At 69.9% G+C, this 24,519-nt stretch carries 12 protein-coding genes; 8 read left to right on the forward strand and 4 right to left on the reverse strand.

The annotated features are described in order from the left end of the window. Positions 1–33: 33 nt before the first annotated feature. From E8A74_RS24140 to E8A74_RS24150, 3 genes are all read left to right on the forward strand, one after another. Positions 34–768 (forward strand): ferredoxin--NADP reductase, encoded by a 735-nt coding sequence (locus E8A74_RS24140; RefSeq protein ID WP_136931418.1) that lies wholly within the window; start codon positions 34–36, stop codon positions 766–768. Positions 769–1,124: 356 nt separating this feature from the next. Beyond that, positions 1,125–1,778, forward strand: coding sequence for a hypothetical protein (locus tag E8A74_RS52610; RefSeq protein ID WP_170229330.1), 654 nt, complete (start codon positions 1,125–1,127; stop codon positions 1,776–1,778). A 150-nt stretch (positions 1,779–1,928) separates the two neighbouring features. Next, positions 1,929–2,789, forward strand: a complete 861-nt coding sequence (locus E8A74_RS24150; protein ID WP_136931419.1) for an SIR2 family NAD-dependent protein deacylase — start codon at positions 1,929–1,931, stop codon at positions 2,787–2,789. An 84-nt stretch (positions 2,790–2,873) separates the two neighbouring features. Here the strand turns inward: E8A74_RS24150 and E8A74_RS24155 are convergent, their stop codons facing one another. From E8A74_RS24155 to E8A74_RS24165, 3 genes are all read right to left on the reverse strand, one after another. Continuing rightward, positions 2,874–7,319, reverse strand: a complete 4,446-nt coding sequence (locus E8A74_RS24155) for a VIT domain-containing protein (protein ID WP_136931420.1) — start codon at positions 7,317–7,319, stop codon at positions 2,874–2,876. Beyond that, positions 7,316–11,956, reverse strand: coding sequence for a VIT domain-containing protein (locus tag E8A74_RS24160; protein ID WP_170229331.1), 4,641 nt, complete (start codon positions 11,954–11,956; stop codon positions 7,316–7,318). Before E8A74_RS24160 ends, E8A74_RS24155 begins: the two co-directional genes overlap by 4 nt. A 172-nt stretch (positions 11,957–12,128) precedes the next feature. Then, on the reverse strand, positions 12,129–14,114 hold the full coding sequence (locus tag E8A74_RS24165; RefSeq protein WP_136931422.1) for an OmpA family protein: 1,986 nt from the start codon (positions 14,112–14,114) through the stop codon (positions 12,129–12,131). A 516-nt stretch (positions 14,115–14,630) separates the two neighbouring features. Between E8A74_RS24165 and E8A74_RS24170 the strand changes: the two genes are divergently transcribed. The 5 genes from E8A74_RS24170 to E8A74_RS24190 all read left to right on the forward strand — a co-directional run bounded on the left by E8A74_RS24170 (position 14,631) and on the right by E8A74_RS24190 (position 22,201). Next, positions 14,631–16,694: a TIGR04551 family protein gene (locus E8A74_RS24170; protein WP_232379719.1), complete on the forward strand. Its 2,064-nt coding sequence runs from the start codon at positions 14,631–14,633 to the stop codon at positions 16,692–16,694. A 30-nt stretch (positions 16,695–16,724) separates the two neighbouring features. Next, positions 16,725–19,508 (forward strand): alanine--tRNA ligase, encoded by a 2,784-nt coding sequence (alaS, locus tag E8A74_RS24175; protein ID WP_136931424.1) that lies wholly within the window; start codon positions 16,725–16,727, stop codon positions 19,506–19,508. Positions 19,509–19,589: 81 nt separating this feature from the next. Beyond that, positions 19,590–20,225, forward strand: coding sequence for a hypothetical protein (locus tag E8A74_RS24180; protein WP_136931425.1), 636 nt, complete (start codon positions 19,590–19,592; stop codon positions 20,223–20,225). Between the two features lie 490 nt (positions 20,226–20,715). Beyond that, a complete protein-coding gene (locus E8A74_RS24185) occupies positions 20,716–21,624 on the forward strand; it encodes a PAS domain S-box protein (protein WP_136931426.1) in 909 nt (302 codons plus the stop codon). A gap of 16 nt (positions 21,625–21,640) precedes the next feature. Beyond that, complete coding sequence (locus E8A74_RS24190; RefSeq protein WP_136931427.1) at positions 21,641–22,201, forward strand: DNA/RNA non-specific endonuclease; 561 nt, start codon at positions 21,641–21,643, stop codon at positions 22,199–22,201. Positions 22,202–22,219: 18 nt separating this feature from the next. On the opposite strand, the gene E8A74_RS24195 is transcribed toward E8A74_RS24190, so the two are convergent. Beyond that, entirely contained in the window at positions 22,220–24,457 is a 2,238-nt protein-coding gene (locus E8A74_RS24195; RefSeq protein WP_136931428.1) for a S9 family peptidase, read from the reverse strand. Between the last annotated feature and the right edge of the window lie 62 nt (positions 24,458–24,519).

Genomic DNA, 24,519 nt, shown 5'->3' on the forward strand with positions numbered 1-24,519 from the left:
AACGGCACCTCCCCCTATGTTCCGCGTCGCCGGATGAAAAAACCCGAGACGTTCGAGGTGCGGCTCGCGTCGGCGACGATGATCGCGCCGACGGTGCGGCAGCTCATGTTCGAACGGGTCGACGATCGGCCTCTCGATCACGACCCGGGGCAATGGATCAACCTCGTCTTGCCGCTCCCTGAGGGAGAGTGTCGCCGCGCGTATTCGATCGCGTCGGCGCCCGACGGATCGAGCCACTTCGAGGTCGCCGTCACGCGTGTCCCCTGCGGCCCGGGCTCGACGTATTTGCACGATCTTTCCGAAGGCTCCGTCCTCTCGGCGATCGGCCCGCACGGCCTGTTCACGCGCGCGCCGGACGACCCGAGCCCCTCGCTCTTCGTCGGCACCGGGACGGGCGTGACGCCGCTCCGCGCGATGATGCAGGCCGCGCTCGCGTCGGGTTCGAAGGCGCCGCTCTGGCTGCTCTTCGGCGCGCGTTTCGAGGAGGACATCCTCTACCGCGCCGAGATGGAGGCCTTCACCCGCGCGCACCCGCACGTGCGGTACACGATCACGCTCTCGCGGCCGGGCGAGTCCTGGACGGGCAAGAGCGGGTATGTCCAGACGCACGTCCCTGCCCTGCTCCGCGAGCTCGAAGCGGCGGGCGCGTCTGCTGCGCCGCACGTCTACGTCTGCGGCCTCGAACGCATGGTGAAAGCCGTGCGCGAGCTCTGTCGTCACGAGCTCGGCGTCGACCGCAAGCACGTGCACACCGAGCGGTACGACTGATCGAGCCCTTTCGGGTGTGGCGCGACGAACCTCTACCTACGCGCGTGTTCAAGTCGTTCCCCACGCTCCGGGTCGAGCCACTGGACAGCCGTTTCTGTATGGTGTGCATCGACGGCAAATTCGGCGCCCCTGACTGGAATATCGACCCCGAAAACGCCGCCGCTGCCTGCGCGACGCTGAATCACGCGCCAAAACGAGCTCTGAGGGGCGGCCCGTAGGGATCCTCGACCGAGCGCGCAGACGCGCGCCGAAATGCGGCGCGCTCGGTGGACGAAGGCTGGCCCCGAAGCTATAAAATTTCCATGTTACGTCCAATGTTGGATCTTGGCGAAGCTTTCTCTATGCGAGGAGGGATCATGCGTTTCGTCTTGCTGGCTCAGGTGGCGGGTGCGGCGTTGTTTTTGGCTGGATGCCCGGGGGATCAGCAGGTCGAACCCACCGGCGGCGCGACAGGCTGCCCGGCCGGCCAGGTCTGTCCCCCGGGGACGGGCGGCGGCGGAGGCAACGGCGGTGACGGCGGTGACGGCGCCGGCGGCTCGGGCAACGGCACCGCGCAAGGCGGCAGCGGGCAAGGCGGCAATGGCGCGGGCGGCGCGGGCGCCGGCAATGGCTCCGGCGGCGCGGGCGGCAATGGCTCCGGCGGCGCGGGTGGCAATGGCTCCGGCGGCGCGGGCGCGGGTGGCTCGGGCGGAAGTGGCGGAAATGCGGCCGTTTGCGAGCCGCTCAAGGCCGACGTCGACCTCAAGCTCGTCGAAGCGACGAAATGTTACCCGCTGCAGCCCGAAATCGCACAGTGCCAGGAGATCATCGCGGGCCCCTGCTGCCCCATCAGCGTGCTCGCCCAGGATCTGCCCGAGGTCGTCGCTTACAAGGAAGCGCTCAACAAGTACGAGAGCGCCGACTGCGACGCGGCTTGCCCCCCGATTCCTTGCCCGGCAATGCCCCAGTTCAAGTGCACGGCGAACGAAAACGACCCGACCACGGGCGCCTGCACGCCGGTCACGCCCTGACAGCGCCGGGAACCTCCCTGCCGCGCTCCCCTGCCCCTTCGTCTTCGCCCGCGCGTCGACGAAGGGGCAGGCGGGTTTATGCCGCCACCGCGCCGACCGATGATTCGATGACGAGCGCCCCTCACGACCGGGGGCGCACGAGGAGTTCCCATGACCCCGCATGATTCCCTCTTCGAGCAAGCCGCTCGTGCCCTCGAAACCGCGCGCGCTCTCGTCATCACGGCAGGCGCGGGCATGGGCGTCGACTCGGGTCTGCCAGATTTTCGCGGCGACGAGGGATTCTGGCGCGCGTACCCGCCGTACAAGGACCTCGGCCTCGGCTTCTCGTCCCTCGCGAATCCGCGCTGGTTCGCGAAGGATCCCACCCTCGCCTGGGGTTTTTATGGTCACCGCCTCGGGCTCTACCGCAAGACGCGGCCGCATGACGGCTTCGGGGTGCTCGCGCGGCTCGCACGCAGGATGGACGACGGCTGCTTCGTTTTCACCTCCAACGTCGACGGCCAGTTCCAGCGCGCAGGCTTCGACCCCGCGCGCATCGTCGAGTGCCACGGCGCCATCGATTTCATGCAATGCACGCGCGGCTGCGGCGCCGGAGTCTTCCCCGCCGATCCCTACACGGTCGAAGTGGATCCGACGTCGTTCCGCGCCAAGGAGCCGCTTCCGGTCTGCCCGCGTTGCGGGGCGATGGCCCGGCCCAACGTGCTCATGTTCGGCGACGGAGGCTGGGACGCGAGCCGCACCGACGCGCAGGAGGAGAGGCTCGGGGCGTGGCTCGTGTCGATCCGGGGCGAGGCGCGCGGCCGCGTGGTCGTGATCGAATGCGGCGCCGGCACGGCCATCCCCACGGTTCGTCATTTCAGCGAACGGATCGCCACGAGCCTCGGCGGCCTGCTCGTGCGCATCAACGTCCGCGAGCCCGAGGTCCCCGCGGGGCACGTGGGCCTGCCCCTCGGGGCCCGCGCGGCGCTGACCGAGATCCTGGCGCGCATCAAGCCCCACGCAAAGGGCTGACCTGCGCGACGCGCATTCGATGGCGCGATTGTTGGGAGCTCAAAAGAACGAGCGGCGGCATCCCGGGGGACACCACCGCTCACCTCAACCCGGCGTGAACGCGCTGCCCGTCCAGCGGAGCGTCAGGGGTTTGCCGGTCGGCGGGAGCTCGACGTCGATCGAGACGAGCTTCGGCGGTTTGCCCTCGCCGTCGGGCACGAGCGCATCGACACGAACCTTCGTCGCGCGCGCGGGCGCGAGCTCTTCGGGGCGCGCGAGGCGGAGGGAGATCGGCGACTTCTCCGCGAGGCCAAAGCGGAGCGCGTAGAGGCCCACGCCCGCCGCGGCGACGTCGGGGCCGAGGGGGTCCTCGGTCTTGTCGCGCAGGAGCTTCACGTCGAGGGCGAGCGCGCCCGCAGGGGCACGGACGAGCGCGACCACGGCGGCATTCGGGTACGGGAGCTCCAGCGAGGCGCGCGCGAGGCGATCCGTGTCCGACTCCGAGAGCCCTTGCTGGCCGCGCCCCTCAGCGAGCAGGACATGCGCGAGGTAGCCCGCGAGCCTGCCGAGCGTCTCGTCCCCCGCGCGGCCGCCCGTCTGCGCGACCCGCGCGAGCATGCGGTGCGCGATGTCGAGCCGACCCGCGCCCGCATGCGCGAGCGCGAGGCGGATCACGGCCGCAGGCTCCTCGGGGACGAGCTCTTCGAGCACCGCGTAGGCCAGAGAGGCGTCGTCGAAGAAGCCTTCGTTGCGAAGGCGATCCCCGAGGAAGGCGCGCGCCCAGGGGTCTCGCGGGGCGCGCTCGGAGAGCTCGCCGAACGTCCGGCGCGCCTCCGCTTCGTCGCCGATGCGCAGGAGCGCCGACGCCGCGTCCGCGAGCAAGCCCGCGTCGGCAAACGGATCACGGCGGGCGCGGCGGATCTCCTCCGAGAGCTCGGCTTTCATGTCGAGCGCTTCGAGCAGCGCGAAGAGCCTTCGCCGGAGCCGCGCGTCGTGCGGCGCAATCCCGAGGAAGCGGCGCACGACCGCGAGCCGCCCCTTGTCGCCGTCCGCCGCGCGATACTGCTTCCGGAACGTGCCCACGGGGTACCGCTCGCTGCCCACGAGCTCGCGCTTGATCGCGTAGAGCTCCTCGGGGCTCTGCGCGCGGCGGATCGCCTCGCGCCGGAGCAGCGCGGCCGCGTCGCTCTCGCCGAGCAGCTCGAGCCGCCCCGCGACGCCGACACGCGCGAGGCCGTTCGGCTCGTTCACGAGGATGAGCTCGAGCAGCGCGCGGCGATCGGTCCACGTGGGCAGCTCGCACGACTGCTTCGCCTCGACGTACACCACGTCGGCCTGGCTGCGTTCGAGTCGCTCGCGCCACACGCCGCGGCGGAGCGGCATCGGCAGAAACGAGGTCGGCGAGCACTTGCGGCCCCGCAGCGTCGCGCGCGGCGGCGGCAAGCCGAGCGTGCGCGTCACCTCGATCGACACGGTGAGCCCACTCGCGGGGAAGATCATCCCGCGCACGACGACCTCGACGCATCGGTTGAGCGCGTCGTCGTCAGCACCAGCGACGCCCTTCACGCGGACCTTGTCGGCGCGGCCTTCGCCGTCGATCGAGAAGTTCACGTCGAGTTTGCCCGAGAGCTCCGGCCGGAGCGCCGCGCGCGAGTCGCGGCACGCGCGGACCGAGGGGCCCGCCTCGTCGAGGAGCCTCGCAGCGGCCTCGGCCACCGCGGCCTTGTAGGCGGCCTCGTCGTCCTTGTCCTCGGCCGACTCGGTCTCCTGCGGGACGTTCATGAGCGTCCCGGCCGCCGCGCGCGGCGTGGCAAACGCCGCCGAGAAGCCGGACTCGGGCCCGGCCGAGAGGTCGAGGATGCGCGTCTGCAAGAGCGACGGCGGGTAGACGCGCGGGCCGCCGATCACGAAGCCGGTCCACGGCGTGAGCAGGCCGGCACGCAGGGCCACGTCGGTCGCGGCCTCCCGCCCCTTGCCCTTCAGCGCGATCTCCTCGACGCGCGCCGCGGCCCAGCGCCGCGCCACGTCCTGCTCGCGGAGCGCGCGCTCCACAACGACGGGCCGCTTCTCCTCGTGCACGCCGCGCGCATCCCGGTACCGAAGCGTGATCGAGCGCGGCGGATCCCCGCGCACGCGCCCCACCGCGAAGACCGTCTCGCCGGCTGTGATCGCGCGGGCCGAGCGCGGGTAGATGCGATCGACCTCGGTCCCGAACACGACCTCGACGCCCGCCACCGCAGGCTGGAGCGCCTCGGCGATGAGCTCGGTCGCGACGCGCGCGGCGTCGGTCGTGTCCGCGATCTCGAGCAGCGGCCCCGAGCCGCGCACCAGGCTCGCGAGCGCGAACCGGTTCACGAGCGGCCCGACGCCCACGGCCCCGAGGCGCGGCGCCCCGCCCTGCCGGCGCGCGAGCCGCGCCTGGATTCGATCAACCGTTGGATCTCCAACGGTCGGCCAGCCGTCGCCCACGTAGATCACCATGCCCGCAGGCGCGTCGGCCGGAAGCGCGTCCGCACCGGCTTCGAGGGCGCGGCCGAGATCCGTCGCGCCGCCTGTCGAGATCTGCCCGAGCGCATCGCGGATCGCCTTGCGGCGCGCCTCGTCCACCGGGCCGATCGCGGCCGGGCCGAGGGGGCGCACGGTCTGATCGGCGGCCAGCACGACCACCTTGTCGCGCGCCCCGAGGCCCGAGAGCACCGCGTCGACGAGCGCACGCTCCGCATCGAGCAGCGCCGGCTCCACGCTCGACGAGACATCGAGCACGAGCGCAAGCGTGACCCCGTCCTCGGCGCGCGCCTCGGGCACCTCGGTGCGCACGAGGATCGTCGAGGCCGGATCGTCCTCGTCTCCCTCGAACGGCGGCGCCACGAAGAGCCGCGCGGGCGCCGATGAAGGCTCGATCGCGACGTCCACCACGAGGTCCGCGGTCGGCCGATAATCGGGCCGCCGCACCTCGACGGTGCTGCCCGTCACGCGCGCGCCGAGCCCTGCGCCGATCGACTTCGGGCTCGACTGCGTCGCGTCGATCTTCGCGGAAAACTCGCCGATGAGCGGAGGCGCGGCGTCCGAGACCATGGGGTAGCGGTACTGCACGACCCAGGTCCCGTCGCCCTTCGGCCGCGGTGAGAGCCACTCGACGTACCGGACGATCACCTGCACCGTCGCGCCGGGCGAGATGCTCGGGATCGTCGCGCGGACCCAGCCTTCGCCGGCCCACTCGAGCACCTCGCCGCCCGAGCTGGAGCTCCCCGGGCCGCGCAGTTCGCGCGTGGCGAGCGCGATGTGGCCCTCGTTCACGTTGCCACCACGCACGGAGGCGAAACGCGCGACGATCGCGCCCGGCGGGATCGCGAGGCGATAATCACCCGTCACGGAGGTGCTGCCGGCGTTGAAGAACGTCGTCCGCACCTCGGTCTCGGCGAGCTCCCGCGCGACGGTCGCCTCCACGTCGTGCGCGCGGATCGTGAGCGGGGAGCCGGCGTCTCCGGGTTTGTCCGGCCGACCCCACAGCTCACCGACGGCCCTCCGCGGCGCGCCCTTCGCGCCCCACGGCGCGGCCATCCCACCGGTCCAGTCGTCGTAACCGCGCTCGGGCGCGATCTCGACCTTGCTGCCGTCCACCGTGGCCGTCTCGCCCGCGCGCACCGTCTTCTCGGCGCCGCCCGCGCGCACCGTGATCTCCTCGGTCGCCGCGTAGAGCTTCGCGCTCGCTGGGCGCTCGCGCGAGCGCTCGATGCCGGTGTTCGCGCCGCTGACGATGCCCGTCGCCTCGCCGAGCTCGATCTCGGTCCGCGCGCCGAGCGCGCCCTGCACGAAGATGCGCCCGTGTTCGAGGGCCACGCCCTTTTGCGTGATGCGCAGGCTCGTCGCTCGATCGAGCACGAGGCCCGTGCCGTCGTCGAGGCGCAGGCGCGCGCGGCCGTCGGTGTCGGTCTTGACGACGTCTCCCTCGGAGAGCCGCCGCGTCTTGTGCACGGGCGCGCCCGCGGCGGTCACCGAGGCGTGCACCGCTTGCAGATCGGCCACCGTCGGCACGAGCGGCTGGCTTGGCATCCGCTCGCCTTGCCCGCGCAGCAGGACGACCGTCACGAGGATGACCACGATCGAGCTCACGATCGCAAAGAGCGCGGGCGGGATGCTCCCGCCTCCGGACGGCAGGGGCGGAGGCGGGGTCCGCCGGATCTGCTCCTGCGCGCGCGGATCACTCACGGGGAGCCACTCGGCCGTGTCGAGCTTCTCGCCGCGCGTGACCACGATGATCCGACGCTCGTTCGTGCGCGGAGGCTCAGGCGTAGCGGCCGCGGGCGCGTCGTCGTCGTGATCATCGTCGTCGTCGCTTCCGCCGCCGCTTCCGCTTCTGCTTCCGCCGCCGCTTCCGCTTCCGCTTCCGCCTCCGCTCGCGGTTTCGTCTCCGCTTTCGCTCGCGCGCGCGCTCTCCTCTGCGCTGCCCGTGGGTTCTTCGGGACGAACGGCTGCCTCTCCGGCCGCCTTGCTCGCTTCCTCGGAGGGCGTGCTGTTCACGTCTTGCTCTTCTCGTCGCTCGTCGCTCACGGCTCGACCTCCCGGGCCTCACCCTTCGAGATGGCGAACGCCCGCACCGGCTTGCCGCCGCGCGCGAAGCGGATCGATTGCTTCACGATGGTCTCGCCGTCCTCCCCTTCGTCGAAGACGATCGTCAGGATCGCCTCCGCGCCGAGCCGCGCGGCGTGCTCCACGTCCTCCCCTTCGAGCCGCACCTCCACGCGTGCGTCGGGGCGCATCGGCAGGAGCGCCTGCGCGATGCCCAGCGTCACGTCGCCCTCCGGCGCAGGCATCTGCGTGCCGAGACCGTTCGTCCAGAGCGACGGGTGAAACTCGGGGTGCGACCACGTCAGCGAGACCCGCGCCCCGCGCGGCGCCTTGCCGGCCGCGCGTTCGGTCGAGATCACCCGCAGGAGCCGCGCGCGCAGCGTCTGCTCCTCGTCCTTCTTGCCGTTCTTCTGCGCGAGGAGCCGGCCCCACGCGAGGTACGTCGCGGCGAACGCGCGCGCCGTCACGGCCGGGCTCTGCTCCGCGTCGGGCGCGCCGGCCGCGCCGCCCTTCTCGGTCCACTTGATCGCCTCTTCGAGCTTCCCCATGCCCTCGGCGGCGGCCGCGAGCAGGAGCGAGACGCTCGTGTCGTCGGGCGCGAGCCGCGCCAGCGTCTCGTACTGCCGCGCCGCGTCCGCGTACCAACCGTGGGCCCTCAAAAGATCGCCGAGCCTGCGCCGCGCGACCGGATCGTCGGGAGCGAACTCCACGATCTCGCCGAACGACCGCCGCGCCTCGGCCTCGTACGCGGCCTTCTTGCCCGCGTCGGCCTCCTTCGCCGCGAGGCGCATGTAGAGCTCGCCGACCGCGGTCCGCACCCGCGCGTCCGCGTCGGGCCTCGACCGCAACGTCCTGCCGAGCTCACGCGCGCCCGCGTCGTCCGACGCATCCTCCAGCATGTCGAGCAGGCGCAGCGCGAGCGCAAAATCGTCCGGCCACTGCGCCACGAGCTCCCGCACCTTCTTCACCCGCTCGTCGGGAGACTTCGTGTCCTTGATGAGCTTCTCCAGGAGGCTCGGATCCATCGTCTTCAGGCCGAGCGCCGCGTGCAGCTCGCGCATCTCCTGCGCCGTGCGCACCCGCGCGAGGATCCCGCGGTAGAGCGCGTCGGCCACGCCGAGATCCGTGAACATCACGCGCCAGAGCGACACCTTCGCGGCGATCGACGGCATCGCATCGAGCATGAGCGACACGAGCTTCGACCTCTCCCGCCACGTCGGCGCCTCGCACGCCGAGAGCGCCGCGCGGTAAACCGATCGCACGCCCTGCGCGTTGCCCGCGGCGCGCCCGAACCGCTCGCGCCACAAGCCCACGCGCTCCTCGAACGGAACGAGCGCGGCGCCGCTGCACGGCGACGCCTGATGCGGCACGTCGCCCACGTGCACCACGATCGTCGTGCCCGTGAGGCCGGAGGCGCGCTTGGCCTTCTCCGCGGGCTTCTGATCCTCATCGGCCTTGGAGATGTCCTCCCCGGCAGACGGCTTGCCACTCAGGTCCCCGCCCGCGAGCGGATCCCCTGGTGCATTCGACTGCTTCGTCGAGCCGAACGGCAGCGACGGCGCGGGCTGCGGTACAGGCGGACGTGCCGCCGGCGCGGCCGTCGCCGCGGCGCTCGGCATCGCGATCGGCGCCTCCATGATCTTCGGCGGCGCGCTCTTGTGCTGTCCACCGAGCCGGCCCTGCCCCGAGCCAAAGCCTTGCCCCGTGCCCGTGCCCGCGCCGTGCCCGATCGTCCCGATGGAACCGAGCCCGATCCCTTCGCCTCGTCCGCCGCCACCCTCGGCGACGCCCGAAAGCCCGAGGCCGCCGGCGCCGAACCCGTCGCCGATCGTGTTGCCCCACTGGTTGCCGACGGCGGAGGTCGGCTCACTCGCGAGCGAGTCGTCGCGCCCCCACGGCGCCGTCGGCGCGTTCGGATCGCCGCCCGCGCCCGTGTTCAGCATGCCGATCATCCCGAACTCGGCTGCGTCACGCAGCGCGGCTTGCCGCGCGATGTGTGGATCGGCGTTGTCCGCGGGCCCTTGCACGCCGTAGCGGTTGCCCGTCGAGCGCGAGACCGGGTTCCCCATCGATCCCTCTTCGCCCTTCGCGCGCGTGCCCGTGCCGCCTTCCTTGTTGTCGGCGTTCGGCGCAGCCGCGACCTCCGCGGTCGCGACGCTGACTTCCTCTTCCTCGTCGTCGACGTCCGCCTTGATGATCGGCGTCCAGCCCATCCGCCGCTTCGTCTCGACGAGGCTGCGCGCCATGCCCTTCTTGCGCTCGAGCTCCGCGCGCTCCTCCGGCGTCATCTCGTTCTTCGTCGGCACGTAGAGCGACGTGACCGGCGTGATGATCGCGTGCCGCGAGCCGAGATCCACCATCGCCGCGCGCCCCGTCGCCTCGGCCATCATCTGCATCAGGCGCCCTTCCGCCCAGCGACGTCGCAGATCCCCCTCGTCCTCGATCCGCGTCACCTGCAGGTTCGTCTTGACCGTACCCGCGGGCCCCGTCAGCGAGACCGACGTCGGCAGCCCCGCCGTCGTCACGCGGCCGATCACCGCGATGCTCTCGTCCGCCACGAGCGCGCCGAGATCCCGCGGGAAAATGCGCTCCACCGTCGGACCGAGATCCACCTGCGCGCCCAGCCAAACCGGACGCTCAGCATGTTCGAGCAGCCGGAGCGCCACGCGCGCCGCGGCGTTCGCGTCGGCCACGCGCTCCGCAAACCCGCCCCGCGCGAGGCCTTCGAGCAACGCCATGTCCGCCTCGTCGCCCACGCCCACGCCGAACATCCGCACCGGCCGCGGCAGCTTCGCCATCCGATCGCGAAGCTCCTGCAGCCTGAGCTCGCCGACCGTGGGCGCGCCGTCGCCGACGTACACCACCGCGCCGCGCCGCGCCGGATCGAGCAGCGCCGCGGCCTGGCTCAACATCGCCCCGAGATCCGTCGCGCCGCCTCGCTCGATGCGCGACATCCGCGCGAGCACCTCACGCCGCCCCGCCTCGTCGATCGGCGCGAGCCCCTCCTTGCCCGGCACGACCGGCACGAGCGACGTGTCCCCGCCGAACACGCCCACCCGATCGTCCTTGCCGAGGTGCGCGAGGAGCGCCGCCGTCGTCGCGCGCGCGATCGCGAGCGACGGCGCGTCCGTCGCGGCCGACGTGTCGATCACGATCGCCAGATCGAGCCCGCCCTTCGCGAGCGGCACGTCCGCGGATCGCACCGGCACGATGACGTAGTCGGCCTCCGTCCTCGCGCGCTGCATCGCGTCCGCGCGCTCCGACGGCGGCACCGTCTCGGGATCCATCGTGTGCGGCGCCGTGTAGCCGCGCGGCGCGACGAGGCCGTCGTCGAAGAGCTCGATCGCGAGATCGGCCCTCGGCACGAAGTCCTGCGCGCGCACCGTGATCGTCCCGCCCTCGCGCACGCCGCTCATGCCCGTGCGCACCTCGCGCGCGCCCGCCCGCGCGAGATCGATCGTGGCCGTCAACTCCTCGATGTGCGGCAGCGACCCCTCGGCGCCCTCGGCGGCCATCGGGTACACGTAGAGCCGGCGTTCACCGCGCGCGCCCGTGCGTCCGAGCCACTCGGCATAACGCACCACGACACGCCGCGATTGTCCGGGCAAGAGCGGGTAGAGCCGCGCCTTGTACACGCCCGGCGCCTCCCACTCGAGCAGCGCCGGATCCTCCTTGCTGCCCTCGTAGACGTTCGCCTGGTACTGCGCGGCGGCGGCCGCCTTCTCTTTGACGTACCCCCAGAACACCACGCCGTCGCGATCCACGCCGAACTTGTGCAGCGTCGCGCCCGCGGGCGTGCGGAACCGATACACGCCCTCGACCGTCGCCGAGCTCGGATTGAAGAAGACCTCGTCGACCTCGGTGATCGCGAAGTCGTCCTGGATCGACACGCGCACGTCGAGTCTCTGGATCGCGAGCGGAAAGCGCGGCGCGCCTTGCTCGCCCGGGCGACGCGCGCCCACCGTGCCCACGCCGTACGGCGAAGGTTCGGCGGAGCGATCCGTCGTCGCGAGGCCGCCCGTCCAGTCCTCCCACGTGAGCACCGGCGACGTCTTCGCCGTTGGCTCGCCCTTGTGGGGTTCGAGCGTGAGCCGCTCGCCGGCCGTCGCGCGCCCCGCGCCGTCCGTGCGCACCTCGCCGGCGAGTACGTATACGTCCGACGCGCCGTCCTTCTGCGCCACGTCGATGCTCGCCCGCACGTGCGCGAGGTGCAGCGGCCCAGTCGGCGTCCGCAGCTCGGTCGTGATCGTCGCGGGCGTGTCCACGAAGACGCGCCCGTGCTTGATGTCGATCACGTCGGCGTGGAGGACGAGCTCCGCGGGGCCTCGGATGAGCAGCGTCGCACCCCCGTCGCGCCGGAGCCACGCGAGCCCGTTCTCCTGCACCCGCACCACCTCGCCGTCCACGAGCCTTTCTCGCGGGTACGGAGGCCGTATCGGCTCGCCGGGCGGCGCGACCAGGACGTCGCGGCGGACCGTCCGCAGCTCGGCCCAGGTCTGGGATCGTGGCAGGAGCGGGCGCTCCGGTTCACGACACGCGGTGAGCAGCCCCGGACAAACCAGGGCGAAGAACGCCAGCACCACGAGGGCGAGGCGCGAACGAGCGCGGTACGAGGACATCCTGGGGTGCCTCCACATCGAAAGGAATGCGAAGGCACAGGCGCGCCCCCGATCCTGTCGAGAAGACTCTACCAGGACACCCGAGCTGGGATTTGGTTCCTTTTGAGATGGGATCGCGAGGGAGGGGCGAGGAGCGAGGCGAAGACGTCACCCCGCTCCTCGTCGAGCCTGCTCAGGGCGGGGGGGCCGCCTGGCTCTTCTTCGCCGACTTCAGGATGTTGAACTCGACGCGGCGGTTCTTCTGGCGGCCAGCGGACTGCTTGTTGTCGGCGACCGGCTTGTCGGGCCCGTAGCCCTTCGCCTGGATCCGCGTCTTGTCGATGCCCTTGTCGATCAGGTACTTGACCACGGCATCGGCGCGCTTCTGCGACAGCGCCCGGTTCTCCTCCGTCTTGCCCACGTTGTCCGTGTGGCCCGCGACCTCCACGAGGAAGATCTCCTTGTGGATTTCGAGCACGCTCGCGACCGCGTTGAGCACGGCGAAGCTCGTCGCGCCCTGGATCTTGTCGCTGTTCGTGGCGAACTCGACGCGCTGGAGGATCTTGATGTCGTCGTCCGTGATCGTGACGAGCGACGGGCCCTTGTCCGGGCAGCCGTCGGTGTCCTCGAAGCCGTTCAGGTTCTCCGGCTGCTTCGGGCACTTGTCCTTGTCGTCCGGGATGCCGTCCTTGTCCGAGTCCGGCGACTCGTCGGGGCAGCCGTCCTCGTCCTTGAAGCCGTTGTAGACCTCCGGCTGATCGATGCACTCGTCGGAATCGTCGTTGATCTTGTCACCGTCGTTGTCCGGATCCGGGCAACCGTCGGTGTCGGCGAAGCCGTCGGTGTCTTCCGGCTGATCCGGGCAGCCGTCGGCCTTGTCGGCGACGCCGTCCTGATCCTTGTCCGGGCAGCCGTAGAACTCCTTCACGCGCATCTTGCCGAAGTCGTCGGGGCACTTGTCGTCCGCGTCCCCGATGCCGTCCTTGTCGCGATCCGGCAGCTCGTCGGGGCAGCCGTCGTCGTCGTTCAGGCCGTTGATCGTCTCCGGCTTGAGCGGGCACTTGTCCTTGACGTCGGGGACCTTGTCCTGATCGTTGTCGTCTTCGAGGCAGCCGTCGTCGTCCTCGAAGCCGTCGATGTCCTCGGCGATCGACGGGCACTTGTCGTCCTTGTCGTTGATGCCGTCGCCGTCCTCGTCGCCGACCTCCGCGACGAACGCGATGCCGCCGAGCGCGCGGAAGAGCGGCACGCCCACGCCTTGCAGCACGCCGCCGCCACCGCCGACCGTGAAGGCGAGCGGCAGGCTGAGCGGCGTGATCTGAAGGGCGCCGTCGACCTCGAGCGAGTTCGTCCCGTTCTGCGAGCTGAACTTCGTGCCGCCGAAGCCCTCGGCGATCACGCGGACCGTCGGGCTCACCCGGTAGCCGAGCGCCGCGCCGTAGCGGAACTCGAAGGGACCGACCGTCGTCGTGCCGAGCCGCGCCTCGGGGCGGTAGACGCCGCGCAGGTTCAGGCCGAACGACAACGCACCGAACGAGCCGTCGAAGATCAGCCGACCGCCGGCCGTGATCGGCGTGCTGTTGCCGATGTACTTGTCCTTCGCCGTGATCGTCCCGAGCGGCGCCGACACGTCCACGGCGCCGCCGAGCACCACGGCGCTGTTCTTCGGGTCGCCGTAGAAGCGGAACTTGCCTTCGAGCGTCGCGTCGCCGACGCCGAACGCCTTGAGCCCGTTCGGATCGGGCCCGCCCGTGTCGAGGTTGATGCCCGAGCCGCTCACGTACATCACGGGCAGACGCAGGCCGATCTGCACGGCCGGGATGGGCGTCAGCGACGCGAGCACGTCGGCCGTGAACATGTCGCTGATGACCGCGACGTCCTGGAGCTGCGCGTTCGGCGAGGCGCAGTCCGCCTGCGCCCTACAGCTCTTCACCACGAACGGTTTGTTCGCGTAGTTCACCATCAGGCCCGCGGTGAAGCCCATCGCGGCGTCCATGCGAGCGCCCGCGACCGTGAGGTAGTTCTTCGAGCCCGGCACGGGTTCGAACCGCTGGACGGAGAACTCTCCCTCCTTGGCGCCCCCCGCGGAGCTCTCCTGGGCCAGCGCGGCGGTTGGAACGAGCGAGACGGAGAGAAGTCCCAGAAGAGTCAGCAGCCTTGGCGATAGTCGCGTTCTCATCAACCCTCTTGGCGCGGACAGCAAACCGGCACGTTGGGAACGGCGGTACACGAGAATTGCAGGAATAGAAGACCGTCCAGAGCGCCGCAACGGGGATCCTGGATTCGGGTGAAATTTCGAGCCGTTCTGGTCGTACTGGACGCGATCCGCGGTGCCGGCTTGCGCCGGCGCGGCGGGCCCGGGGGCGCGAAAGGCCGTCGCGGAGGGGCCGTCCACGACGCGGACGACCCGGAGACCGGGTTTTCCCCGAGGGACCTCGGAACCTGTCCCTTGGCCAGGCGGCCAACACCGATCCACGTTGACCACACCCGCTCGGCGTGAGACATCGCCCCTGCCCGAGCGCCCGGACGATCCGTGCGCGGGCACGGCGAGACGAACCTCGTTACGACACCCAAAGCGCGCGGCACGCGGATTCCAAAGCGGGGCCCCGTCCGGCGCGACACACGCAGCAAACGCGCCATGCGAATTTCGTCGCGGTACCTAGGCTCCTCGTACGGATCGGGAACGAGAACGGCAGTGTCGCTCGCGGCGCTCGCCTTCGGCCTCTCTGCGGCAGGGTCCGCCCTCGCCCAGCCCGCGGCGCCGCCTCCGCCCAAGCCCGCGGAGACCACGACGACAGCGCCGACGACGGCGCCCGCAGACGAGCCTCTCGTACCGCCGAACGGCACGACGCCGCCCGCGACCACGCCTGCGACGCCGCCCGCGACCACGCCTGCGCAAAAGCCCGCCGCGCCCGTCGCTGCCACGCCGGATCCGGATCGCGACGCGCGCGCGCTCACGCGCCAGGGCGCCGATCGTCCTGCGCCGACAGGCGACGTGGGCGTGCGGCCGAGCGACGTCTTCGCGGAGGACTGGTGGTCCCAGGCGCGACCAAGCCTGGAGATCCACGGCCTCTTCCGCGTACGCGCCGAGCTCTTCCATACGTTCGATCTCGGCCGTCGAGAGCTGCCCGATCGCGCGCTCTGGCCGCAGCCGCCGGACAACGCCTACTACCCCATGTCGGGCGAGGTGCAGACCGTCACCCTCTGCGGCGACGATCCCACGGGGACCACGCCTTGTGAGAACCACACGCAGGCCGGCGCGAACATGCGCTTCCGCCTCACGCCGGAGCTGCACATCAGCGACAACCTCCGGGTCCTCTCGCAGATCGACATCCTCGACAACTTCGTCCTCGGCTCGACGCCCGAGGGCTACTGGAACAACCCCGCAGCCGGCGGCGGCTACACCGTCGGCCAGCGCGGCGGCTACGCGCCGATCGGCGCGCTCGCGACCACCTCGTGGGCGCCCGTTGCGGGACAAACGAGCACGGTCGACAGCATCATCGTCAAGCGCGCCTGGGGCGAGTACGTCACGCCCGTCGGCCTCCTCCGCTTCGGCCGCATGCCGAACCAGTGGGGCCTCGGCATCCTCAACAACGAGGGCAACGGCTACGACTCCGACTACCAGAGCACGGTCGACCGGATCATGTTCGTCACCGGCATCAAGAAGTACGACCTCTACTTCGCCGGCGCGTGGGACTTCATCAGCGAGGGGGCGACGAGCGCCGCGCTCCGCGAGCAACAGGGCCAGCCCTACGATCTCGGCCAGTTCGACGACGTGAGCCAGTACGTGTTCATGGCCGCGCGCAGGCGGGATCCCGAGCTCGCGCGGCTCGATCTCGCCAAGGGGCTGCCGGTCATCAACGGCGGCCTCTACTTCGCCTACCGCAACCAGGCCCTCGCGAACGACACCACGGATCCGGCGACGAGCGCCACGTTCGGCCAGGCATCGAACAACATCCGCGCCGGCTACTCCCGCCGCGGCGCGCAGTTCTTCACGCCCGACCTCTGGTTCCAGTTCCTCTACAAGAAGTTCCGCTTCGAGGCCGAGGCCTCGATGACCTACGGCACCATCGACAACCTCCAGACCGCGGGCGGCACCACCGTCGAGAGCAACCCGCTCGACGCCGAGGACACCGGCTGGACCGTGCGGAGCTTCATCGTCGCGGCGCAGTCCGAGTTCCGCGCCCTCGACGACAAACTCCGCCTCGACCTCGGCTTCGGCTGGGCCTCGGGGGATCCCGACGTCGAGGGCCTCGCGCCGCCGCGCGGCGGCCTCGAGCGGCAGCTCACGGCCGATCGGACGTTCTCGACGGGCCGGTTCCACCAGGACTACCGCGTCGACCTCATCCTCTGGCGCAACATCATGAGCCGCGTGCAGGGCGCGTACTACTTCCGTCCTTCGGTGCAGTACGACTTCGCGCGCGACCCGAACGGACAGCGCCTCGGCGGCAGCGCGGCGATCATCTGGAGCCGCGCGAGCGAGTTCATTCAGACGCCCGGCAACAAGCGTGACCTCGGCGTCGAGCTCGATTTCTCGCTCTATTTCCAGGCGAAGGACGGCGCGCTGAACGACCGTCCCGATCAGATGGGCGGCTTCTACACGATGCTCCAGTACGGCGTGCTCTTCCCCCTCGGCGGCTTCAACTACTTGCCCGGCGAGGCCAGCCGCTACGAGAGCGCTCCGGAGAACCGCAACGCGCCGGCGCTCGACACCGAGACGGCGATGACGCTCCGCTGGTACCTCGGGATCATGTTCTGAGGCGCGAAACATGGTAGATGGGCGGGCGCCATGTCCGCCTCGAGCCATCAGATCCGCCGCACCTTCCTCGATTTCTTCGCCTCTCGCGGCCACGAGGTCGTCCCGAGCGCGCCGATCGTCCCGCAGAACGACCCCACGTTGATGTTCGTCAACGCCGGGATGGTCCCGTTCAAGGACGTCTTCACGGGCAAGGACCGCCGCGCGTACACGCGCGCCGCGAGCAGCCAGAAGTGCATCCGCATCAGCGGCAAGCACAACGACCTCGAGAACGTCGGCGTCACCGCGCGCCACCACACGTTCTTCGAGATGCTCGGCAACTTCAGCTTCGGCGACTACTTCAAGGAAGAGGCCATCACGAGCGCGTGGGAGCTGCTCACGAAGGTCTACGGCGTCCCGAAGGAGCGGCTCGTCGTCACCGTGTTCAAGGGCGAGAACAACTTCCCCGCGGACGAGGAGGCGGCCTCGATCTGGCGCAAGGTCACGGGCTTCGGCGACGATCGCATCCTCCGGCTCGGCATGGCGGACAACTTCTGGAGCATGGGCGACACCGGCCCGTGTGGCCCCTGCTCGGAGATCCACTTCTTCACGGGCGACGAGGTCGACCTCGCGCGGTTCGGCGAGGAGCCCCGGCTCGACGGCTCCGGCTGGACCGAGATCTGGAACCTCGTCTTCATGCAGTACGACCGCGCGGAGAAGGACGCGCCCGTCACGTCGCTCCCGGCGCCGAGCATCGACACGGGCATGGGCCTCGAGCGCATTTCGTTCGTGCTCCAAGGGGTCACGTCGAACTACGACACCGACCTCTTGCGCCCGCTCGTCGAGCGCGCGGCCGAGATCGCGGGCAAGAAGTACGGCGCGAGCCTCGCGCCCGACGACGTCTCGATGCGCGTCATCGCCGACCACGCCCGCACCACCGCCTTCCTCGTGGCCGAGGGCGTGATGCCCGAGAAGCAACGGCGCGAGTACGTGCTCCGCCGCGTCATGCGCCGCGCGATCCGGCACGGCTACCGGCTCGGCATCGAAAAACCCTTCCTCCACGAGGTCGCGCTGCTCGTCGTGGATCGCATGGGCGACGTCTACCCCGAGCTTCGTGATCGGCGCGAGCTCATCGCCCGCGTCACCGAGGACGAGGAGGTCCGCTTCCGCGCCACGTTGAAGCGCGGCATGAAGATCCTCGACGAGCGCTTCGAGGAGATGCGCGAGAAGGGCGACAAGGCCCTCTCGGCGCCGGCGGCCGCGGACCTCTACACGACGTACGGCTTCCCGCTCGATCTGACGCAGGTCATCTGCGGCGAGCAGGGTTTTGCCGTTGATCTCGAGGGCGCCGAGAAGATCGTCAAGGGCGCGGACGAGGCCGACGGGCCGATCGATCCGACGGCCGCCGTCGACCCGGCATACCGGCAGGCCCGCGAAAAACTCGGCTCGCCCGTGACCTTCACCGGCTACGAGCGCGAGGCGGGCGAGAGCGAGGTCGTCGTGATCATCGCGGTCGAAACGAAGGACGGCTCGGACAAACTCACCCGCGCGCTCGTGGACCGGGCGAGCGCGGGCGCGCGCGTCGAGGTCGTCGTGAAGGAGACGCCCTTCTACGCGGAGAGCGGCGGCCAGGTCGGCGACATCGGCGTGATCACGGCGGGGTTTGGGGCGCAGGACGCCGAAGGCGATCCGAAGCCCCAAATGTCGATGGGCGATCTGCGCATCCGCGTCACGGATACGCAGCGCCCGCTCACCGGGCTCGTCGTGCACGAGGGTGTGGTCGAGGCGGGCGAGGTCAGCGTGGGCCAGAAGGTCACGCTCACCGTCGATCACGCCGCGCGCTCGGCCACGCGGCGCAACCACTCCGCGACGCACCTGCTCCACTGGGCCCTGCGCACGGTGCTCGGCGAACATGCGCAGCAGAAGGGCTCGCGCGTCGGCCCGGACATGCTCCGCTTCGACTTCGCGCACAACAAGCCTCTCACGCGTGACGAGGTCGAGCGCATCGAGGACCTCGTGAACGGCAAGGTCCTGGAGAACGCGCCGGTGCTCACGGAGGTCTTGCCCGTCGACGAGGCGCGCAAGCGCGGCGCCGTCGCGATCTTCGAGGAGAAGTACGGCGACGTCGTCCGCATGTTGACGATGACCCAGGACTCGATCGAGCTCTGCGGCGGCACGCACGCGCGCGCGCTCGGCGACATCGGCCTGTTCAAGATCACGGGCGAGGGCGGCGTCGCGGCCGGCGTGCGTCGCGTCTTCGCGGCGACGGGCAAGAACGCGCTCGGCTACATGCGCGGCCTGGAAGACGACATCCAGAAGGCGCGCCAGGTCGCGAAGGCACAAGGCGGCGACCTCGCGGACAAGATCGGCAAGATCGTCGCGCACGAGCGGGAGCTCGAGAAGAAGGTCGCCGAGCTCGAGCGCCGGCTCATCGAGGGTGGCGGCCCCGGCGGCGGCGGGGGCGGCGGGATCGACGCGATGCTCGCGGAGGCCCGCGAGATCTCGGGCATCAAGGTCCTCGCCCGGCGCATGCCCGACGGCACGCAGGCGGCGGCGCTGCGCGAGATCGCGGAGAAGCTCCGGGACAAACTCGGCGCGTCGAGCCTCGTGCTCGTCGGCGCGGTGGACGCGGGCAAGGCGCAGCTCGCGGTGATGGTCTCGAAGGCCGCGACGAGCCGGGTGAAGGCCGGCGACGTCATCAAGAACGTGGCTGCCCTCGTGGGTGGGCGCGGCGGCGGCCGGCCCGACATGGCGCAGGCCGGCGGTCCCGAGGCCGGCAAGCTCGACGAGGCCATCGCGGCCACGTATGGCGAGGTCGAGCGTCTCGTGACGGCGTGACCGTCGCGGAGGGGGACGAGGTGAGTCGATGAGCGGACCTGAACCCGTCCCTCCGTGCAGCTACCTGCTTCAGGTCACGCCATGGCTGTCAAATCGCGAGCCGATCTCTTCCGGACCAACGAGAGCGAGCCAAAGCACCCGCGCCTCCGTCGCTGGAAAAAACTGCGCGAATCGGGATACCACCTGGATCTGGAGATCCACCGTGAATGGGACGGCCTGACATTTTCTCCGGCCAAGATGTTCGTCACCCTCCGCAAGCATGAAGAAGACCCTGGAATTCTAGAGGAATTGCTGTGGGAGGATGCGCTGAACCAGGGGCTCGTGGAACTCGGCATTCCGGCGAGCACGCCCGAGGGGGAGGTCATGCGTTACGCCCTCGCGTTCAAGACAGCGCTCGAGCCCGTATCGCTACGCCATAACGAGGATTTCCTGCGGTCCGTGCTCGTGGAGTTCTTGCGCGCTGGCGACGTCTTCCCCTCGCATCCCGAGCTGATGAAGATGCTCGATCAGGTGCACCCGGCGCAGGCCTACCGGGGCGCGTCGTATGACCAGGCGCTCGAAGCGGTGGAGAGCATTATCAACGCGAAGGCCGAGGAGCTCGAATCCAAGCTCCGCTATCCACAGGAGAAGGCCTTCGATATCCTCTGCCGCGCGCTTGCCCAGTACCTCGACGAGATCTTCCACGTCACGGCAAGGCGGTTTTGGTTCCCGAAATGAGTTGATAGCCCGCCGTCGCCCGGTAGTACCCTCCGCGGCCGCCGCAGCGTCACGCAAGCGCCAGGCCAGTTGCAGGCGATGCGCGAGCAGGCAGCCGCAGGGCGGACGAAAAGCCAGGCCCGGACGAGGGCGAAGGCTGAGGCTTCGCTGAGGTCGGGAACTCGGCGGAGGCTCGGGCGCGAGGCTTGGGGGAGGTCGGGAACTCGGCGGAGGCTCGGGCGCGAGGCTTGGGGGAGGTCGGGAGCTCGCCTGAGCCTCGCGTGGGAAGGTCTTGCAGAAGTCGGGAACTCGGGAGAGGCGCGCGCGCGACGCTCTGGGGAGGTCGCCGGCTCGGCGGAGCACCGTGGCGACGGATAGAACACGCTTCTCTCCCTGCACGTGATGCACTTTCCTACGTCGCCCCCCCTACCCCTTAGGGCTCCCCCGTACACCGGTCTTGCCCGGCGAAGGAAGACGCGTTACCGTCGCCCAATTTCCACGGGTCGAGGGGATGAGCCAGGACACGGATTCGCTCGCTGCACAGGTCGCGGAACTCCAGCGTCGCAACGCCGAGCTCCAGCGGGAGCTGCACCTGAAGAAGCAGATGTACGCCGCGCTCGTGGAGGACCAGCGCGAGCTCATCTGCAAGTTCAACCTGGACAGCACGCTCTCGTTCGTGAACGACGCGTATTGCCGCTTCTTCGGCAAGACACGCGAAGAGCTCGTCGGTCACCACTTCACGCCCCTCGTCCCGGAGGAGGATCGGGTCCTCATCGCCGACGTACTCGCCCGGCTCGGGCCAAAGGAGCCGGTCCTCGAATGCGAGCACCGCGTGCTGACGCCCGGGGGCGAGGTGCGCTGGCTCAACTGGGTCGATCGCGCCATCTTCGACGAAGCGGGCAACATCGCGGCGTTTCAGGCCGTCGGAATCGACGTCACCGATCGGCGGAGCGCCGAGGAGCACGCGGAGCGGAACGAAGTGCTGCGCGCGGAGCTCATTCACGCGCAAGAGCAGGCGCTCCGGGAGCTCGCGGCGCCGCTCATCCCCATCGCCGACGACGTGCTCGCCATGCCGCTCGTCGGACGTATCGACGAGAAACGCGCGCAGCTCGTGCTGGAGACGCTGCTCGAAGGGGTCGTGCGGATGGCGGCCGAGACCGTGCTGCTCGACGTGACGGGCATCACGACGGTCGACACCCAGGTCGCCGAGGCGCTCGTGCGCACGGCGCATGCCGTGAAGCTCATCGGCGCCAAGGCCGTATTCACCGGCATCCAGCCCCACGTCGCGCAGACGCTGATCACGATGGGCATCGAGGTGCACGGCGTGATCTCGGTGCGCAGCCTGAAGGACGGGATCGCGTGGGCCATGCAGGAGCGCGGCAAGAGCCGCAAGGTGGCCCCACGGCCTCGATCGCGGTGAACCTTGCGAGGGAGCCATGGGCACGATCGTCTGGGTGAAACGGCAGGGGCTCGACGCGACACTCGGGTTCACGTTCCGCGCGCAGGTGGAGCGGCTGCCGGCGCGCAAGGCGCGGACGCTCTCGATCGAGGGGCCCGTGCGCAACGTGGATCTGCCCCGCAAGCAGGCGTTCGGCGTCTCGGCGCGTTCGCCCTTTGATCATCGTGGCCACCTCATCGCCGAGCGGTTCGGCGGGCCGAACAGCTCGGTCAACCTCGTGGCCATGCACGGGCTCGTGAACATGAACGGCGGGCCCTGGTACGCGATGGAGGTCGAGATCGCGCGGATGCTCGACGCGAGCGGCGCGCACCGCCCGGGGCTGCCGCGGACGGGGTGGATGAAGGTCACCGTGCGCTACCACAGCGCCGAGCCGCTTCGGCCGATCGCATTTCACGTCGAGGCGAAGGATCCGAACGGGACCACGAAGTTCTGGCAGATCTTCAATGCGAACCCGCACCTGCCGAACCCGAACGATCCGCGGCGCCCGGACGCAAACGCGCTCGCCGTCGAGGTGAACGCGGACATCGCGCGCGGCTGACCACGCGCGCCGCCACGTCTACGTCCCGTCCGTCACGCCGAGCCTGTCGAGGAGCCATGCGTACTTGAACGCCATCTCCTGCATCCGCTCGTAACGCCCGGATTTGCCCCCGTGGCCGGCCGGGTCGAGGTGAATGCGCAGGAGGAGCGGGTTCGTGTCCGTCTTCATCGCGCGCAGCTTGGCCACCCATTTCGCGGGCTCCCAGTACATCACCTGGCTGTCGTTGTACGACGTGTTCACGAGGATCGACGGGTACGCCTTCTTCGCGACATTTTCATAAGGACTGTAGCGGAGGATGTACTCGAATTCGTCCTTCTTCTTCGGGTTCCCCCACTCCTCGAATTCTTCCACCGTGAGCGGGAGGGATTCGTCGAGCATCGTGTTGATCACGTCGACGAAAGGCACGTCGGCGATCGCCGCGCGATAGAGGTCCGGGCGCATGTTCAGGACCGCGCCCATGAGCAGCCCGCCCGCGCTCCCGCCCTGGATCGCGATGCGATCCTTCGCGGCCCAGCCCATTTGCACGAGCCCCTCGGTCACGTCCACGAAATCGGTGAACGTGTTCATCTTCGTCTTCATGCGCCCGGCCTCGTGCCAGGTCTCGCCGAGCTCGCCGCCGCCGCGGATATGCGCGATCGCGCAGACCACGCCGCGATCCACGAGCGAAAACGTCGGGGCCGAGAACATCGGGAAGAGCGGGGCACCATACGAGCCGTACCCATACAAGAACAGCGGGTGTTTCCCGTCCGGGTTCGTCCCCTTCTTGAAAAGCAGCGACACCGGGATCTTCGTGCCGTCCTTGGCCGTCGCGTGCACCCGCTTCGACTCGTACCGGCTGGAATCGTAGTTCGGGACCTCCGTGCGCTTCTTCAACACGAGCGCGCGTTTCTTCGGCTCGTAGTCGTAGACCGTGGAGGGCGTCGTCGGCGACTCGAAGCGGAATCGATAAAACGACGCGTCGAATTCACGGTTCTCCCCTGCCCGCAGCGTGAAGATCGGCTCGGGCAGCGCGATCCGGTGGGATCCGTCGAGCGCGAGCTTCTTCGGGTCGAGCACCCGGATCTGGCGCAAGCCGTCCTCGCGCTCGAACGCGACCGCGAACGTCGAGAAGAGCTGGATCGACTCGATCATCACGTCCTTGCGGTGCGGGATCGTCTCCTTCCATGAGGCGCGCCCCGGGGACGAGACCTTCGCCACCACGAGCCGGAAGTTCGTCGATTTCGCTTCGCCCGGCTTCGCGGGGCTGTTCGTGCGGATCACGAGCTCGTCGCCGTGATGGTCCACGTCGTACTCGTGGTCCTGCGCCCGCGGCTCCACGAGCGTGAGCGGCGCCTGGGGTTTGTCCGCAGGCAGGAAACGGACCTCGCTCGTCGTCATGCTGTTCGACTCGACGAAGATGAGCTTCTTGCTGCTGGAGCGCTTTGCAAACAGGCGGAACCGCTCGTCCTTCTCCTCGTAGAGCAGCACGTCCTTGGCCGCGTCCTCGCCGAGGTTGTGCCGGAACACCTTGTGCGAGCGCTTCGTGACCGGATCCTCGACCGTAGAAAGGAGCGTCTTGCCATCCTTGGCGAACACGACCGACGTGACGCGCTCGATCCGATCCGCGAGATCCTTGCCCGTCCGGAGGTCCCGCACGTGCAATACGAATTGCCGGAAGCCGGTGGTATCGAGGCCGTACGCGAGGAGATGGCCGTCCTCGGAGACGGCCAGCGGGCCAAGACCCACGAATTTCTCGGTCTTCGCGATCTCGTTCAAATCGATCAAGATCTCCTCGGGCGCCTTGTCCCCGCCCTTCACGGGCTTGCGACAGTAAAAGGGGTATTGTTTCCCTTTTTCGGTGCGCGTGTAATAGACATATGCGCCCTCCCGGAAAGGGACCTCCTCGTCGGACTCCTTCAGCCGGCTGAGCATCTCGCCGTAGATGCGCTCCTTCGCCGGCGCGAGCCCGGCCGTCATGGCCTCGGTGTACGCGTTCTCCGCGCGCAGGTACGCGAGCACCTCGGGCGTGTCCTTCTTGCGCAGCCACGCATAGTCGTCGACGAGCTCCACGCCGTGGATCTTGGTGACGTGCGGCTCCTTCTTGGCGATCGGCGCGACGGGGCCCTTCGGCGCCGGCGTTTCCGCGGCGGCGCTCGTCGCGGCCGGAGGCGGGGCGGACGGCGGGCTCGTGGTCGGCGCGGGCGCCGGAGGCAAGCCCTCACCCGAGCAGCCGAGGACGACGAGGAGCGCAAAAACGAACGGCGTTCGGCGGATCATCGTGGCAACCATAGCCCAGGTTCGCCAGCCCGTTGCGGCCCTCGGGGCCCCTTCGGTATCGT

This window comes from Polyangium fumosum, from assembly GCF_005144585.1.
Classification (GTDB): Bacteria; Myxococcota_A; Polyangia; order Polyangiales; family Polyangiaceae; genus Polyangium; species Polyangium fumosum.